Source organism: Rhizobium terrae (assembly GCF_003425685.1).
Classification (GTDB): domain Bacteria; phylum Pseudomonadota; class Alphaproteobacteria; order Rhizobiales; family Rhizobiaceae; genus Neorhizobium; species Neorhizobium terrae.
In genome coordinates, this window is record NZ_QJKM01000019.1 from 58,688 (window position 1) to 73,496 (window position 14,809).

Here is a 14,809-nt window from a genome sequence, read left to right on the forward strand (position 1 = left end):
ATCAGGGCTGATCGAAATCGGTCGCGATCGAGATATCGCGCCAGGTGTCGATATCGCTGCGGAAGGAAGCCAGCTTTCGCTCAGCGATCGAATGCGCGGCGGGACCGAGCGGCAGATGAAGCGGAGCATCATTCGCATCGACTGCCTGCAGGATCACTGCAACAGCCTTAGCGGGATCACCCGCCTGAACGCCGTTATTAGTTTCGCGATAATGCCTGCGCGAACTCGCGACGTATTCGGGCATTTCTTTAGCCGCCATCGTGATCGAACGGCCAAGGAAATCGGTGCGAAAAGGCCCCGGCTCGACGACAATCACGCGGACGCCAAATGGTTTCAGCTCGCCGGCAAGCGCCTCGGAAATCCCTTCAACCGCAAACTTGGCGGCATTGTAATATCCGGCCCCGCCGCTACCCGCGATACCTGCGCCCGACGACATGTTGACGATCGTTCCGCCCGAACGTCGCAGAACTGGTAGGGCTGCTCTGGTGGTTTCGATCAGGCCGAAGACGTTCACCTCGAACATGGGCCGGTATTCTTCAGGCGTGCCTTCCTCTATCGCGCCGAACAGACCGTAGCCGGCATTGTTCACGAGCACATTAAAGCCGCCGAATGTCTCGACCGCCTTTGCGACCGCAGCCTCGGCCGCCGCCGCATCCGTCACGTCGAGCGGCAGGGTGATCATACGGCCATCGAATGGCCGAGCCATTTCTTCGATCGAGTTGACGTTGCGGGCAGTGGCGACAACCTGATCGCCCCGCTGAGCCGCAGAGAGCGCGAGCCGTTGTCCAAAGCCACTTGAGCATCCTGTGATGAGCCAGGTTTTCATGACGTTTCTCCGCTTGTTTTCGAAGTATGAGTTGAATCTAGATGTTTATATTTGTACTTTAAGTGACAGTTTTGTATTTTCAATGTTCACTTTTGTAAGGGCCAGACCGTGGAATGGAGTGACGTAAAAATCTTCCTTGCGATTGCGCGATCCGGCACCCTCGGCGGCGCTGCGCGTGCACTTCATACGAGCCATCCGACGGTCGGCAGACGGCTGCGTGCCCTTGAGGAGGCGATCGGCCACACGCTCTTTCAGCGGACCGCGGACGGTCTCGTGCTGACAGAAGAGGGCCATGGGATCATCGCCCTGGCAGAGCAGATGGAAGAAGGCGCGCTGGGCATGGAACGCCGGCTCGCCGGGCAGGAGCAAAACCTCAGAGGCAATCTGCGCATTTCATCAGCGGACTGGTTCGGGGCCTATGTCCTGCCTCCCATCCTGGCCGATTTCTCGAAAGCCTACCCCAATGTAGACGTCGAGATCCTAACCGGCACTCGCCTGTTCAACCTCGCTCAAAGGGAGGCCGACGTTGCCTTTCGCATCGTTCCGTTCGACACTGCCGATGTCATTCAACGGCGGCTCTTCAGGCTCGAATACGGCGTCTACATCGCCGAGGAGTCGCCTGATCCGAAATATGGCGACGGGACCGGCTTCCGGCTGATCACCCACGATACGTCGACCGGGCAATTCCCCGATATCGCGTGGCTCATCGAGAGCTTCCCGAACGCGAGACCCGTCCTGCGATCAAACAACCGAAACGTCCAGGGGCGAATGTGCAAGCAGGGCGTCGGGATTGCCGTCCTGCCCCGTGTAGTGGGCAATCAGATACCGGGTATCCGCAGACTGGAACTACCTAAGCTCCCGCCGGCGCGAGACATCTGGATGGGATATCACCGGGACCTGCGACGTCTTCAACGTCTTCGGGCGTTTATCTCGACCGTCTCGAACCACCTCACAAATGCCCCTGGATGGTAAGCCGCCAAAGGACCAAAGAATTGTAACTCTCCCTGCCGACCGACCACATTCGCCGCTGCGGTAGGGGTAGGCCCGGCAGACACTTTGCTTCTCGGCCGTAATCTCCCTGTGCCGCTCCACCACAGCACCCACGATCATTCTCATCAGCCCTTCGACAAAGTGCCGACTGAGGCCAATATCGTTGGCGATGCTTATCATTTTAGCTCCTTCCAGGCGGTTTCATTGGCACCAGGTAGAGCTTATGAAACGGGATGCGTGCTGCGACGCGACAGGGCGATTGTCAGCGATATTGCCGAAACCAGAAAATAGAATGCCCCGACGCCAGCGTATCCCGCGACCGTGGAGATAGAAGGCTCCTGCGGCATTTGCGCTTGAAAGATGAACAGCGCGCCGGCCACAGCGGATTGTCCACCGCTCAAAATCATTGCCCACTGACCTCCACTCGTCTTCCAGCGCCGCACAGCAGCCCCAAGCTGCAACAACCCCGAAAAGATCGCCCACAGACCGAAGGCGCCGAGAACCCAGTTCATGTTCATTGTCAGCGCAAGGATCACGGCAAGAGTCATGACAGAGCTCGCTGCGACATTGATCGCTTGGCTACGGTTAGCGGCAAGACCGCCGCTCCTGGCGGCATCGATGACGTTCGCGATCGCATCCCAAGCGGGATAAACAACCAGCAGTGCGGCAGCCACCGCAAAGGAATGCCGTCCGGCAGTCAATGCAGCCGCGACCCACAGCACTGAGAAGGCGGCTCTGGTGAAGTAATACTGCTTGAGCCATTGCTCGTTGGCGCTCGCGCCAAGGGAGGTCTGATTGTTTGCCATTGTTCTTTTCCACTTTCTTGAATGATGAGATTTGGTAAAATGAGACTGGTCAGAAGAAGCCGACCTGTTTTCCAAATGCGGTATTCTCGGCCCACTCAAATCGACCAATTCGGTCGCTTTCGCCCTAGAGTTTTGCAGCTGGCTTCTCTAAGGGCTCGACGTTCTGCGCGCCCTCGTCCGCCGGAGTCGCTAAATCAGTGTCCTGATCGCTCTGCAAGCGCATGCGCTTCTCGAATGCCTCGTTGATCTCCCCCTGCCGCTTTGCGACCCATCGACCGTCGGGATCCGAGAAGATCGAGTTGGTTTGTCCAACCGCAACCGGTGGCGAAGAAGCGGTTGCGGAGATGGGCATTACTTTTTGAACTTGGCGTCTGCTCATGAACCGTGATCCTTTGATTAACCGGGTAAACGCCTCAGATGCCGGCGTACCATTCGTAGCCACGGTCTTCCCAATAACCGCCGTTGCCGCCCCATAGGCCAGCGAAGCTATCGACCAGCTCAATGCGCATGATGTACTTCGCCTGTTTGTAACCGAGCTGCCGCTCGACCCTCAGACGCAATGGGGCGCCATGGCCGACGCTGAGATCCTGGCCGTTCATCTGGTAGGCAAGGATGGTCTGCGGATGAACCGCGTCGATGAGATCGATGCTCTCGTAGTAGCGGCCGCTTCCATCGAGCGTCTTTTCGAGCTCGTCCGCACAATGCAGCACGACATAGCGCGCCGTCGGCTTGAGCCCGGTCAAACCCAACAGGCTGGCAAGCGGAACGCCAGTCCATTTGCCGATGGCACTCCAGCCTTCCACGCAGTCGTGGCGGGTGATCTGTGTGCGGGAGGAAAGCGCCTTCAGATCCGCGAGAGAGAATTCCCGAGGTCGATCGACAAGGCCGTCGATCTTCAGCCGCCAGTTTGCAAACTTGCCTTCCAGCAGTTCCGCATATTCCTCACTGTCAGGAGCACTCGTTCCATTGACGCGAAAGGATGGCGAGATATCTTTCTCATCGAACTCACGTGCCAAGGCATCACGCCCCTGAAGCAGCCTCTGGGCCTTCATGGTCAGTTCCTCGGCCGATCGAAGGACATTGGCGATGTCCGCGTTTTGGTCCAGCAGATCACATCCGGAAAGGGTCAAAGCACTGGCGCCAAGTGTTCCGCCGATCAGAAAGCGGCGTCTGGTGAGAAACGTGCTCATGCATTCGGTCCTTCCTCGTGGATGGCGTAACGTCCGGTGATCATCGAGCGGATATTGTTCCAAGTCCCCGACAGGACGACCATCGCCACATGCACGATGACGAAGAGAACCAGGGCCGATGCGGTGATGAAGTGGATCGTACGCGCCGATTGGCGTCCGCCGAAGATATCGACCAGGGCAGGAAGAGCGGCGTCGACGCCCGGTGACATGGTCAGGCCTGTCAAAACCATGAGAGGGAGAAGGACGACAATGACAGCCAGATAAGTGAGCTTTTGAAGCGCATTGTAGTGCTTGGCCTCCTCCCCTTTCGGAAAGCGCAGCCGAGCGTGGTCGAGTATTTCACGGCCGAGATGGCGAGGTGAGAGTTCATGCGCCATTGGCGCCAGGTCTCGCCTGAAATGTCCGCTCAGCAGGCTGAATCCCAGGTAGAGAATGCCATTGATCACAAACAACCAAGCGAAAGAGAAATGCCAGCGACGTCCAGCCGCCAGATCCTGAAACGAAGGGATGGTTGACCAGGACGGGAAAGCTCGCGCAGTCTGCTCTCCATCAACATTGGAAACGCCAAGCACGCCAGTAGTAGGAATTTGTACTCCTGCGACACGCAAGAAGCCGCTTGGGGTGCCTGCATCGTCTTCGGAGCCGATCGTCAGAACGGCGGGGTCGCCGTTCGCGCCATAATGACCCCAATAAAGCTCTGGGTGGGCGTTGAAGATCTGCAGCCCGCTCAACAGAAGAAAGCTCAGGCAGAGCACGTTCAGCCAATGCGTGAGCCGTGTAACAATTGAGTGGCGTCGGATGAAGACCGTCCGGGGATGGTGTATATTATCATTGGAAACTTCTGCGCTCATCTCAACGTCTTTCATCTGTTGCACATGATGGCTGCAGATCACGCAGCATCGCTCGGTAGTCACCGACCGAAGCAGTAAGGCGGCTGCTCCGGCCAGTGACGGCGGGGTCCTCACATGGGGGGAACCACGCCATTTTTGCCGACAACCACCTGATGGGCGATTGGGCCGGTCGCAGTCTTTTCGGCAGTGATGAAGACAACGGCGCCGGAAACGAGATCGTCCTTGGTTGCAGCAGCGATGGTCACGACGGGTGTCCCATCCGGTATGGCGATCTTCTTTTCCTTGCCGTGGTAGGTCACGGTGACGGTTCGGCCATCAACGTCCTTGACGGCATCTGCGACCGTTGCATTCGTCATGCTGCTTTCGGGCTTGAGATCCCAGCCATAGCTACCCTCACCTGTGCCCTTCATGGCCGGCGGAAAGATCAGAACCTCAAGCGCGCCATCGCCACCGCCAGCCTTTGGCAAGGATGCAATGCCGACAAAATCACCAGGCTTGATATCGGTGACCTTGGCTTCCGCGACGCCGGCGACCTTCCAGTCGTCGGCAAGCGCAACATCGACAGTCTCACCCTCGCGGGTCTTCACCTTGAGTGTTGATCCCGTATAGGCCACGATGCTGCCGCGGACATGGATCGGCGCGGATTTCTTATCCTCGGCATGAGCGGGCGGCGCCAGCGTTATCATGGAAAGGGCGATCGTCAGGCCGAGAGCTAAGGTAGACAAAGCATTTTTCATTATCATCTTCCTACTAGTTGGTAGTTTCGCGGGACGCGATTATTCCTGAGGAGATGGGCTCCCGCAGGATTAGTGAGAGACAGTGGGAGTGAGCCGATTGAGAGCCGGTTCGAGTATCATCGGGAAAACTTCCGGTTTCCCGTAAGCTCTCGCCGAAAGCATCGCCCCATATACCGTCGCCAGAAACGTTTCAGCTTCGACATGAGGGGCGCTGGTGAGGTTCAGCGCGCCTTCGTTGGTGCCACGCTCCATGACTGAGGTCAGCCACGAAGATATGAAGTCAAAGAATGCCGTAACCTCCTTTGCCACCTCCGGCGGCAGGGACGGCAGTTCACTGGCAAGCATAGCACAGACACAGTAGGGTCTGCTGGAATCCTCAATGCATGCAGCCCAGTGGTTTGCATAAGCCTTGAGGATGTCCAGAGCATTCGGAACCTTCTGCTCAAGAACTGCCACGCTTGCCTGTCCATCCTCCCGATACCGCTTGACCAGCTCACGCACCAAATCGACCTTGCTTGGAAAATGATGGTGAATGCTGGCCTTGCGGATACCGACAATCTCCGAGATATCGGCGTAGCTGAATCCATTGTAGCCCCCATTCATGATGAGGGTTCGGGCAGAAGCCAGGATGTCGTCGGAGGTGGTTGAAAGATTGCTCATATGCTTTGTCTACCTTCTAGTAGGCAGACGGTCAAGAATAAAATTCCGCTTTATGTCAGCCGTCGGTGGACAGGCTCAGATCGGTCCACGCTTCGATTTCCTGTTTCAGACGGTCGATCCGCGCCGTCACGTGCTTGAGAGCATCGCTGCCAAGGAGAAGTTGCGGCGGGGGATTGTCAGATTCGATGAGGGTTAGAACCGCGTCGGCGAGCTTTTGCGGATTTCCGAGCTGCTTGCCGCTCACTGCCTGACGCGCCTCGCGGATCGGATCAAACAGGGTATCATAGTCAGCAATGGAACGCTCTGTGCGGACCATAGAACGGCCTGCCCAGTCCGTCCGAAACGAGCCGGGGCAAAGGGTTGTTACGTGCACACCAAACGGCGCCATTTCCGACCGCATGACCTCGGAGATGCCCTGGAGTGCGAACTTGCTGCCGCAGTAATAGGCGATGCCGGGCATGGTGATCATGCCGCCCATCGACGTGACGTTGACGATAAAGCCGCTTCGGCGCTCGCGGAACCTCGGGAGAAACGCCTTGGCGACTGCAACTGCGCCAAACACATTCACATCGAACTGGCGGCGCATCTCCTCGATCGGCGATTCCTCAAGTATACCCTCATGCCCGTATCCTGCATTGTTGATTAGGACGTCGACTGAACCGTGTTCTTCCTCGACTTGTCGGACGACGTCCGGGATTCGGTCGAATTCGGTGACGTCGCAAAGAACCGGATGTAGTGTCGGAAGAGTGTCCGCCAAGGCTTTGCGCGAGGCCTCAGAGCGGATGGTGCCGATAACCTTGTGACCGGCGTCAATAGCGGCAGTGGCGATCGCCAACCCGAAACCCGAACTTACACCCGTTATAAAAAACGTTTTACTCGACATTTTCGAAACTCCTTGATTTATGCATGCTGACAGATAATCTGGTGGCTCTCTCAGCTCGATTGCGAATCCTCTCGTTATTTTGCCAAATCCTATGATTTATGAAGAACCGTCCGTCGGCCATGACCGGCTTGTCGCCCTGGCCGGCCAACTTGCTCCCCGTCTCGGCTACAATCAGACGGCGATCGGTTGTGTCCGTATTCTGCGCACTGAAGCAGTCCTCAACGACGTGCCGGTTCTCTATAGGCCGGGGGCAGTCTTCGTATTACAGGGAAGCAAGCACGGCATCTTGAATGGGGAAGCCTACCTTTACGATGAGGATCACTATCTTGCCGTTTCGGTACCCGTTCCCTTCAGGATGACTTCCAAAGCCAGTCAGCAGAGGCCGTTGCTGGCGATCTATCTCGAGTTCGACATGCAGGTGGCGGCAGAAATCGCCATGCAGGTCGAACAACATGCAGGTTCTCCGCGCGCCACGCCGAAAGGGCTATTCTCCAGCAGGATGGACCGCAGCATCCAGGACGTGCTGCTGCGCCTGGTCGAGGCGCTCCAAAGCCCGGTCGAGGTCGCTGTGATCGGAAGCTCCATCCTGCGCGAATTGCACTACCGCGTCATGGTCGGCCCGCAAGGCGGCGCGATGATCGCGGCCCTTCAGCGAAAAGGGACGTCCGGAAAACTGGTCGAAAGCGTAGCGTGGCTTCGCGAGAACTATGGTTCTGACATCACTGTCGCGGATCTTGCCAAAAGCGTGGGCATGAGCGTCCCTTCGTACCACGTTCACTTCAAAAACCTGACCGGCTCAAGTCCAATGCAATACGTGAAGGCGATGCGACTCCACGAGGCGAGACTGATGATCGCGCGCCAAAGCGGGACCATTGCTGCCGTGGCTGCATCGGTCGGTTATGTCAGTCCCGCTCAATTCAGCCGCGATTTCAGACGGCATTTCGGTCGTACCGCATCGGAAGAGGTGAAGTGGGTCCAACAGCACCTTGGAGAACAGGGTTAACCCCATTTGCCAACACCTGAACCCAGGCGCCTCCTACGAGATAACCGCCGAGCCCACAACCGGCAGCACATCAATCCAGCGCCGCCCTGAGAGCCGCTTCACAGTGAATGAGGGTCGTATCGAAGACAGGGACGGCGACATTATCCTGGTTCAACAGCATGCCCACCTCCGTGCAACCAAGAATAAGACAGTCGCAGCCTTGACCGATCAGTCGCTGCGCAATCAACTCGTACGCCAAACGGCTTTCCTTGGTTACGACGTCACGACACAGCTCGTTGTAGATGATGCGATGGGTCTCCGCTCGATCTCCGGCTTCAGGAATTGTCGGCAACAGTCCCCTGGCAGTCAGGCGGTCGGTATAGAAGTTCTGCTCCATCGTGAAGGCGGTCGCCATCAGGCCCGGCTTGCGAAAGCCGCCGTCGAGGATCGCCGTCGCCGTGGCGTCCGCGATGTGTACGAACGGGATCGACACCCCGGCCAGGATCCTGTCCGCCACCTTGTGCATGGTGTTCGTCGCCAGGATGAGGAGCTCGGCGCCTCCACGCTCCAAAGCAATGGCTTTCTCATTCAGGATATCTGCCGCCGCGTCCCAATTGGAAGACACCTGCAACCTTTCGATTTCATCAAAGTCGACGGATCGTATGAGAAGCTCAGGAGAATGAAGTCCTCCCAGGGTCTCGCGGGTGAGCCTGCAGAGTTCACGATAATAAATCTGCGTCGAGGCGGCGGACATTCCGCCAAGTATGCCGATGGTCTTCAAATGCTCTCTCCGGTTCCATCTGTTTCAGGTTCGCCCAAAAGTATGCATCCAGGGCAGAGGCGCGAAATCTCGAGGCTGGCGGTTCCAACGCGTGTGTATTCCATGTTTCTCCACCTTTTTTCGGTGCTGTTGAATAGAACGCGTTGCAAGAGGCGTACGGTCCGCCGCCTCGGGCCAATGCTCAGGCGCTTATGCCGCCGTCGACAAGAATGCCCGAGCCGGTGATATAGGCTGCACCGGGACCAGCGAGGAAAGCGACGGCCTCTGCCACTTCCCTGGTTCTGCCATACCGGGCGATCGACAGTTTTGGCAGGATGGCAGGCGCGAGAGCTCCGTCGGCAGGGTTCATCTCAGTGTCGATCGGCCCCGGTCGGACCAGATTGACGGTAATCTCCCTCGGACCCAGTTCACGCGCTAGGCCGCGCGTGAAGCTTTCCAGCGCTGATTTGGTCGCCGCATAAACCGCGATTCCTGCAAATGGAACCGCCAGACCCGCATTGCTTCCGGTGCTGATGATACGGCCGCCATTCGGGATGTATTTCAGCGCTGCCTGGGTGATCAGAAACACGCCGCGAACATTGACGTTCAGTTGCAGGTCGATTTCCCCAAGTGGCTGTACCGCGAAATCTCCTGCGAAGAGGACGCCGGCATTGTTAACGAGAATGTCGAGGCCGCCAAGTTCAGCGACGGTCCGCTCGACGGTAGCCGTAGCGGCGGCTGTGCTTGCTGCATCGGCCTGAATGGCCACAGCTTTGCGGCCCATAGTTCTGATCTCGGCGGCGAGAGCTTCGGCTTTTTCGGCCGACTTCTCATAGGTGATCGCAACGTCGGCACCATCTTTAGCCAGCTTCAGCGCGATGGCCGCGCCGATCCCGCGCGCTGCACCGGTAACAAGCGCGCTCTTACCCGAAAGAGGAAGATCATGGATGTTGTTCATGGCGGTTTACTCCGAAATAGTTCTGTTTCAAGCTGTGAGAAATGGTCCTCTTGTGGGGACCGACGTGGAGGCGGGAATGATCAAGCCGTCAATGCAGCGTTAGTCATTGAGCTCGTCAATGCGCGTGCTTATCGCCGCACCGCCTTGTTCGACGGAAGGCCGGCGGAAAGCCATCCTGCGACGAGAAGACAGAGTGCGATTGCGATTGCTGCCACGCTATATGCCCGGCCGATGGATCTGGCATCGGTTGCAGACCCCAAATTCAAGAAGAACAACCCGCCAATGAGTGCAACCGCGAATGCGCCGCCAATCTGAAGTGTGGAATTGACGAGACCGGAGGCCAGTCCCGATTGCGGTCTGGCGACGCGCTGCACGACGCTTTTCAAAAGGTTTGGAAGCGCGATCCCCTGCCCCGCTCCAATGAGAAAGAGCGCTAGAGAGAGGAACTGGGCATGATCACTTGAGATGAGGGCGGCCGTTGCAAACAGGCCGCCTGCTTGCAGCCCCATGCCAATGGCAGCGGAGTATCTTCCAAAGAAGCGGAGGACGCGCTCGCTTGCAAAGGGGCCAAGGACAAACCGGCTGCGGCAGGTAGGATGGCGAGCCCGGCTTCAAAGGGCGTGCGGCCAAGGCCGCTCTGTTGATAAACCGAGAATACGAGCCAGAATGCCGCCAGAGAGTAGAAGGAGAAGGCAGCTGCCAACCCGCGCTTCAACCCCGAGACGTTCAGCAGGCTTGGTTCAAGGATAGGATTTCCGCCCGCTGTCTCGACGTTTCGCTCATGCCGCCAGAACAAGACGAAAAGCAGCGGTGAAGCACAGAGCATCAGAAGCAACCAGATTGGCCACCCCCGCTCCCGGCCCTCGATAAGCGGCGCGATCAGGGCAAAAAGCGCAAGCGCTATCAGCAAGGCTCCGCCCAAATCAAGATTGGTTGGGTGTTCCGAGCGGGTTTCGCGCAACATGAAGGAGGCCAGCGGCGCAGCGATCGCAATCACCGGGAGGTTGATCAGGAAAATGGCCCTCCATCCGAGGCCAAAGATATTCAGTGCGATTAGCGCTCCACCGAGAAGCAAACCAACCATCGATGCCACCCCGAATGTCAGGGCATAAAAGCTGAGCGCCTTTGATTTTTCGTGGTCTGGGAAAATCGCATTGATGGAAGCCAAGGCTTGCGGTGCCATAATTGCCGCTGCAAACCCCTGAAGGATACGGCCGGCGACCAACGCGGCTGGAGACCAGGCAAACCCGCATAAGGCAGACGCGGCTGCAAACCCGACCATTCCAGCCAGAAAGACATTTCGTCGACCATAGAGATCTCCAAGTCTGCCCCCAGTGATCAACATCACTGCATAGGTAGTGGCGTAACCGGAGATAATCAGCTGCATCGTTGATGCAGAAGCCCTGAAATCCTCCTGGATTGAGGGCAGCGCCACATTGACAATGAAGAAGTCGAGCGGTGGCAAAAAGGCGCCTGTCAAAAGGATGAGCAGTGCCATCCATCGACGTGGATCGAGTTTATCGTTGGCATTGCTGGTTTCTCTCATAAGTGTCTCCAAGCGACCAAAAAATCGATCGACGGTTTGCAATGTTAGGGATTTGGAACTTTTTGGTTCCAAATTGGGGTCAGCCAAGTGCCTTCAGCGCCAGTTCGACCATGGCCCTTGTCTCAGCGCGATCCGCTCCTGCCTTGGCCAGGACCCGCATACCTTGGACCTGACACACGAGGAACCTGGCGAGCGTTCGTTCATCCAGCCCTGGATCGATTTCGCCCAAGGCCTGGGCTCTTATGATCGCTGCCGCATAAAGATCTTGCAGACGTCTGAACAGCCGGGAAATACGTGGTGCGACCTCTTTATCCTCTGGAAGCATTTCGACAGCTGCAAAGACGACAAAGCAGCCACGCAAACCTTCCGTTCCGGAGGCTTGATCCACTTGTTGAGAAAAAGCATCTCGAATTGCTGCTTTGGGCGACGGATTGGAATGCAGCGTTTCACCGACCGAGCGAACGGCGTCCTCGATGTAAGCGTCGAGGGCACGCAGATAGATACCTCGCTTGTCGACGAAAGCCTTATAAAAGCTGCCTCTGGAAAGCTCCATACCCTCAAGCAGGTCGGGAAGTGATGCATCGTGATATCCACGATCCCAAAATACCTGCATCGCTTTTCGAACTGCTTCATCGAGTTCAAATTCTCGGGGGCGACCAACGGACGCGGATATTTGAGTGCGCTTGACCATGGAGTGAATATGGAACCATTCAGTCCATAATACAAGCGATATTTTCGGGATGATGCGCCAAGCGTTCGGCACCCAAGTTAGTTAGCCACGCCGATTGCCAGGATAATCCCGAGAGAATTCCCTGACTGACATCAAAATCGGCATAAGCCCGCGGCCTGTTGAACTCAGCGAGTATTCGACTCGGGGAGGCTGCTCTTGAAAGTCGTGTCGGCGTATGAGGCCGTCAATTTCCAACTCCCTTAGATGTTGCGTTAGCATCTTCTGGGATATCCCAGGCATGTCTCTCATGAACTGCGATGCCCGCAATGATGGTTCGGCGAACAATCGGAAAAGGATCGGCTGTTTCCAACGTCCTGTGATCATCCGAAGCACCCTGCTGACATGAGAGACGGAACCGTCGGCTCCGAGACACGTCGCCCTGTCCTCGCCAGGCACTTTAAAGTGCGTAATTGCCTGCTTCATCAACGAACCTCATATCTGCAGGAGATGATAACACGGATGAAATATCATGGACTTACAAATCCAAAACAAGGTTGCACTGGTCACGGGAAGCAGCAAGGGGATCGGCGAGGGTGTGGCCAGAGGCCTCGCGAAGGAAGGGGCAACCTTTCTTGTCCACGGTCGCGACAGAATGAAAACAGAGGAAGTCGCGCATGACATCATATCCTCTGGAGGTCGGGCATTCGCGGTATTCGGCGACCTCACAGTGTCGGATCAGGTCGATCGTCTTATTAGGGATTCCAAGGCTACAGCAGGGTCGATCGACATCCTGGTCAATAATGCCGGCGGATCTGCCCCTGCGGAGGATTGGACCTCGACAAACCCTGAGTCGCTTGGTGTAAGAGAGCAGATCGTAGACGGGGCTTGACCGAACGCGTCCGAAACTCAAGGGTTTTTAACGAGGCAACCTCCATTTCGACGGAAGTTGAACTAAATGGTCGCAATGGCGTGCTAGCCCGCAATTCCCCGGCAGGCTTTGAGTACTATTTATGATCCAATATCTGTGGGAAGTGACTGGAGACAAATCCCCAGCCTTTCGCCACTTCCTCAGGCTCCAAAACCGCCGTCGATTGTATGCATCGCGCCCGTCACAAAGCTGGCCTCAGGCCCAGCTAGCCAAGCTACCATTCCCGCGACATCCTCAGAGCGACCGTGGCGTTTGATAGCCATCGCGGCATGCTGCAGATCCGTCGTTGGACCGTCAGCAGGGTTGAGATCCGTGTCGGTCGGCCCAGGCTGCACAACATTGACCGTAATCTCACGCGGGCCGAAATCGCGTGCCAATCCACGCGCCATCCCCTGCAAGGCTGATTTACTCATCGCGTATGCAGCCAATCCCGGAAAGGGCATCCTGTCGCCATTAACTGAGCCAATCAAAATGATTCTTCCGCCATTCGGCATTTGGCGTGCAGCCTCTACTGAAGCGTGATAAGGGGCAGCTACGTTAATGCGGATCAGGCGGTCAATTACATCGGGGTCGTGCTCCAACGGATCGCCCCACGCGCCAACACCCGCGTTTACCACGAGGATTTCCACCGGTCCTTGTTCACGAACGGCCCTGATGACCGCATCCCGATCTGCGCTGTCGGCCATCACCGCAGCGCTGCCAGTTTCACGCGCCAGCTTCTCTGCCGCCTCTGTTGATGTGGCGTAGGTGAAAGTAACTTTTGCTCCTTCGGCGGTGAGCCGCCGAACGATTGCAGCTCCGATGCCCCTACTTCCGCCAAGAACGAGAGCGGATTTTCCTGCGAAAGTTGCCATGTCTTCCTCATTAATTTAATGTATCGACGACTACATAAATGAAAGCAACCGGACGTCAAGGAATATAATAGTCATGACTACACAAATCGCCCGTCGAAGAGGAAGGCCTCGTCGCTTCGATCCCGACGAGGGCGTCGCGATAGCTCAGCGCCTGTTTCTGGCGCAGGGATACGATGCTGTCGGGGTAGCTGATCTCACAGAGGCCTTGGGCATAAACCCTCCGAGCTTCTATGCTGCTTACGGAAGCAAAGCAGAGTTATTCAAGCGAACTCTCAACCGTTATTCTGAAACTGACGGCGTCCCTCTCATGGAAATCCTACAGCCTGGCCGGCCAGCGGCAGAGGCTCTTTCGGAAGTTTTGAAGGATGCCGCCAAGAAATATACGGCAAACAGTGGCAGCGGCGGGTGCCTCGCCATCGAGGGTACAAAATGCAACGATATGGACGCGCGAACGGCGGCTCTGATCCTGACCTCTGCCGCAAGAAACACGATCTATCGGTTTATTGCTGCGACGCACCCGGACGTCGCGGAGTTGATGGCTGATTATATGGTCACCGTCATGAGCGGTCTCTCGGCTGCGGCTCGTCAAGGCTACGGATCTGCCCGCGTGATCCAAATTGCGGCGCTAGCAGCGACCGCGTTGACAGGAAAGCTGACAGATCAACAGGCGGAAAATTTCTGAGCGCTATTGGCGCTCCTGTGCCGCGATGCTGCACGGCCCTATAGTGTTTGCGGTCAGCCAGAATGCGAGTTGATGGGGTGATTCCCGTCAGTCAGCCCATCTACGCCAGAAAAATGAATGTTTGCGGTTTCGGGTGGCTCTTTACTACCGCCTCAGTGGAAGAGCCGTGCGGTGTCCGGTTCAAGTCACACTTTCTTTAACAACGCCCGCCCAGAAGAGAGCCTTCACTTGGTAGACCGGTTGGCGCGGCCTGTGTGGAAAGCAGTTCGGCGCGTCCAAGCGCTGACCGAGCAAAATGGTAGTTCCTCACGCACGCCCTGCGGCGACGTATTTTCATTTGATCTTGAACCAGCTCATCGCTCTTGAACGGAATCGAACCTTCGACCCGTGCATCCGTTTGCATGGAGGCCTGATTACAAATGATAAAAAGCTTTGCTTGCAACATGGTTAGCGTTCCTAATATGTTCTGATTTCGGTGGTCGGGAA

At 56.8% G+C, this 14,809-nt stretch carries 18 protein-coding genes and 1 pseudogene; 4 read left to right on the top strand and 15 right to left on the bottom strand.

Annotation, left to right across the window (positions count from 1 at the left end; all coding sequences use genetic code 11):
• Position 1: 1 nt before the first annotated feature.
• Positions 2 to 826, bottom strand: coding sequence for an oxidoreductase (locus DMO26_RS27725; RefSeq protein WP_117195560.1), 825 nt, complete (start codon positions 824 to 826; stop codon positions 2 to 4).
• Between the two features lie 108 nt (positions 827 to 934).
• Between DMO26_RS27725 and DMO26_RS27730 the strand changes: the two genes are divergently transcribed.
• On the top strand, positions 935 to 1,798 hold the full coding sequence (locus DMO26_RS27730; protein ID WP_117195561.1) for a LysR family transcriptional regulator: 864 nt from the start codon (positions 935 to 937) through the stop codon (positions 1,796 to 1,798).
• Positions 1,799 to 2,037: 239 nt separating this feature from the next.
• Here DMO26_RS27730 and DMO26_RS27740 read toward each other — a convergent pair whose 3' ends face one another.
• The 7 genes from DMO26_RS27740 to DMO26_RS27770 form a co-directional block, all read right to left on the bottom strand.
• Complete coding sequence (locus tag DMO26_RS27740) at positions 2,038 to 2,622, bottom strand: DUF308 domain-containing protein (protein WP_117195562.1); 585 nt, start codon at positions 2,620 to 2,622, stop codon at positions 2,038 to 2,040.
• 124 nt (positions 2,623 to 2,746) lie between these two features.
• Positions 2,747 to 3,001: a hypothetical protein gene (locus tag DMO26_RS27745; RefSeq protein WP_226951439.1), complete on the bottom strand. Its 255-nt coding sequence runs from the start codon at positions 2,999 to 3,001 to the stop codon at positions 2,747 to 2,749.
• 34 nt (positions 3,002 to 3,035) lie between these two features.
• The gene (locus DMO26_RS27750; protein ID WP_117195563.1) at positions 3,036 to 3,812 is read right to left on the bottom strand and encodes a molybdopterin-binding protein; all 777 of its coding nucleotides are present in this window, start codon (positions 3,810 to 3,812) and stop codon (positions 3,036 to 3,038) included.
• Positions 3,809 to 4,663 (bottom strand): cytochrome b/b6 domain-containing protein, encoded by an 855-nt coding sequence (locus DMO26_RS27755; RefSeq protein ID WP_117195564.1) that lies wholly within the window; start codon positions 4,661 to 4,663, stop codon positions 3,809 to 3,811. The genes DMO26_RS27750 and DMO26_RS27755 overlap by 4 nt, the downstream gene beginning before the upstream one ends.
• A 110-nt stretch (positions 4,664 to 4,773) precedes the next feature.
• A complete protein-coding gene (locus tag DMO26_RS27760) occupies positions 4,774 to 5,400 on the bottom strand; it encodes a hypothetical protein (protein WP_117195565.1) in 627 nt (208 codons plus the stop codon).
• Between the two features lie 69 nt (positions 5,401 to 5,469).
• The gene (locus tag DMO26_RS27765) at positions 5,470 to 6,060 is read right to left on the bottom strand and encodes a TetR/AcrR family transcriptional regulator (RefSeq protein WP_117195566.1); all 591 of its coding nucleotides are present in this window, start codon (positions 6,058 to 6,060) and stop codon (positions 5,470 to 5,472) included.
• A 55-nt stretch (positions 6,061 to 6,115) separates the two neighbouring features.
• Complete coding sequence (locus DMO26_RS27770; protein WP_117195567.1) at positions 6,116 to 6,943, bottom strand: oxidoreductase; 828 nt, start codon at positions 6,941 to 6,943, stop codon at positions 6,116 to 6,118.
• A 76-nt stretch (positions 6,944 to 7,019) separates the two neighbouring features.
• Between DMO26_RS27770 and DMO26_RS27775 the strand changes: the two genes are divergently transcribed.
• Positions 7,020 to 7,946: an AraC family transcriptional regulator gene (locus tag DMO26_RS27775; protein ID WP_404947091.1), complete on the top strand. Its 927-nt coding sequence runs from the start codon at positions 7,020 to 7,022 to the stop codon at positions 7,944 to 7,946.
• A gap of 70 nt (positions 7,947 to 8,016) precedes the next feature.
• On the opposite strand, the gene DMO26_RS27780 is transcribed toward DMO26_RS27775, so the two are convergent.
• The 5 genes and pseudogenes from DMO26_RS27780 to DMO26_RS27800 form a co-directional block, all read right to left on the bottom strand.
• On the bottom strand, positions 8,017 to 8,706 hold the full coding sequence (locus DMO26_RS27780; protein ID WP_117195569.1) for an aspartate/glutamate racemase family protein: 690 nt from the start codon (positions 8,704 to 8,706) through the stop codon (positions 8,017 to 8,019).
• Between the two features lie 181 nt (positions 8,707 to 8,887).
• The gene (locus DMO26_RS27785; protein ID WP_113079476.1) at positions 8,888 to 9,643 is read right to left on the bottom strand and encodes an SDR family oxidoreductase; all 756 of its coding nucleotides are present in this window, start codon (positions 9,641 to 9,643) and stop codon (positions 8,888 to 8,890) included.
• A 128-nt stretch (positions 9,644 to 9,771) separates the two neighbouring features.
• Positions 9,772 to 11,189: pseudogene (locus tag DMO26_RS27790) on the bottom strand (MFS transporter).
• A 79-nt stretch (positions 11,190 to 11,268) separates the two neighbouring features.
• Positions 11,269 to 11,952: a TetR/AcrR family transcriptional regulator gene (locus DMO26_RS27795; RefSeq protein ID WP_226951440.1), complete on the bottom strand. Its 684-nt coding sequence runs from the start codon at positions 11,950 to 11,952 to the stop codon at positions 11,269 to 11,271.
• A gap of 9 nt (positions 11,953 to 11,961) precedes the next feature.
• Positions 11,962 to 12,342 (bottom strand): winged helix-turn-helix transcriptional regulator, encoded by a 381-nt coding sequence (locus DMO26_RS27800; protein WP_117195571.1) that lies wholly within the window; start codon positions 12,340 to 12,342, stop codon positions 11,962 to 11,964.
• Between the two features lie 46 nt (positions 12,343 to 12,388).
• On the opposite strand from DMO26_RS27800, the gene DMO26_RS27805 reads away from it, so the two are divergent.
• Positions 12,389 to 12,748, top strand: a complete 360-nt coding sequence (locus tag DMO26_RS27805) for an SDR family NAD(P)-dependent oxidoreductase (RefSeq protein ID WP_226951441.1) — start codon at positions 12,389 to 12,391, stop codon at positions 12,746 to 12,748.
• A gap of 179 nt (positions 12,749 to 12,927) precedes the next feature.
• Here the strand turns inward: DMO26_RS27805 and bdcA are convergent, their stop codons facing one another.
• The gene (bdcA, locus tag DMO26_RS27810) at positions 12,928 to 13,641 is read right to left on the bottom strand and encodes an SDR family oxidoreductase (protein WP_117195572.1); all 714 of its coding nucleotides are present in this window, start codon (positions 13,639 to 13,641) and stop codon (positions 12,928 to 12,930) included.
• Positions 13,642 to 13,714: 73 nt separating this feature from the next.
• Between bdcA and DMO26_RS27815 the strand changes: the two genes are divergently transcribed.
• Entirely contained in the window at positions 13,715 to 14,323 is a 609-nt protein-coding gene (locus DMO26_RS27815; protein WP_117195573.1) for a TetR/AcrR family transcriptional regulator, read from the top strand.
• A gap of 196 nt (positions 14,324 to 14,519) precedes the next feature.
• Here DMO26_RS27815 and DMO26_RS33895 read toward each other — a convergent pair whose 3' ends face one another.
• Positions 14,520 to 14,768 carry a hypothetical protein gene (locus DMO26_RS33895; protein WP_162895079.1) on the bottom strand — a complete coding sequence of 83 codons (249 nt, stop codon included), beginning with the start codon at positions 14,766 to 14,768 and terminating at the stop codon, positions 14,520 to 14,522.
• Between the last annotated feature and the right edge of the window lie 41 nt (positions 14,769 to 14,809).

Bases quoted from the DNA above. Each gene is read 5' to 3' on its own strand.
- DMO26_RS33895 (WP_162895079.1), bottom strand. From the start codon at position 14,768: ATGTTGCAAGCAAAGCTTTTTATCATTTGTAATCAGGCCTCCATGCAA.
- DMO26_RS27725 (WP_117195560.1), bottom strand. From the start codon at position 826: ATGAAAACCTGGCTCATCACAGGATGCTCAAGTGGCTTTGGACAACGG.
- DMO26_RS27745 (WP_226951439.1), bottom strand. From the start codon at position 3,001: ATGAGCAGACGCCAAGTTCAAAAAGTAATGCCCATCTCCGCAACCGCT.
- DMO26_RS27770 (WP_117195567.1), bottom strand. From the start codon at position 6,943: ATGTCGAGTAAAACGTTTTTTATAACGGGTGTAAGTTCGGGTTTCGGG.
- bdcA (WP_117195572.1), bottom strand. From the start codon at position 13,641: ATGGCAACTTTCGCAGGAAAATCCGCTCTCGTTCTTGGCGGAAGTAGG.
- DMO26_RS27765 (WP_117195566.1), bottom strand. From the start codon at position 6,060: ATGAGCAATCTTTCAACCACCTCCGACGACATCCTGGCTTCTGCCCGA.
- DMO26_RS27750 (WP_117195563.1), bottom strand. From the start codon at position 3,812: ATGAGCACGTTTCTCACCAGACGCCGCTTTCTGATCGGCGGAACACTT.
- DMO26_RS27805 (WP_226951441.1), top strand. From the start codon at position 12,389: ATGGACTTACAAATCCAAAACAAGGTTGCACTGGTCACGGGAAGCAGC.
- DMO26_RS27740 (WP_117195562.1), bottom strand. From the start codon at position 2,622: ATGGCAAACAATCAGACCTCCCTTGGCGCGAGCGCCAACGAGCAATGG.
- DMO26_RS27760 (WP_117195565.1), bottom strand. From the start codon at position 5,400: ATGAAAAATGCTTTGTCTACCTTAGCTCTCGGCCTGACGATCGCCCTT.
- DMO26_RS27815 (WP_117195573.1), top strand. From the start codon at position 13,715: ATGACTACACAAATCGCCCGTCGAAGAGGAAGGCCTCGTCGCTTCGAT.
- DMO26_RS27785 (WP_113079476.1), bottom strand. From the start codon at position 9,643: ATGAACAACATCCATGATCTTCCTCTTTCGGGTAAGAGCGCGCTTGTT.
- DMO26_RS27800 (WP_117195571.1), bottom strand. From the start codon at position 12,342: ATGAAGCAGGCAATTACGCACTTTAAAGTGCCTGGCGAGGACAGGGCG.
- DMO26_RS27755 (WP_117195564.1), bottom strand. From the start codon at position 4,663: ATGAGCGCAGAAGTTTCCAATGATAATATACACCATCCCCGGACGGTC.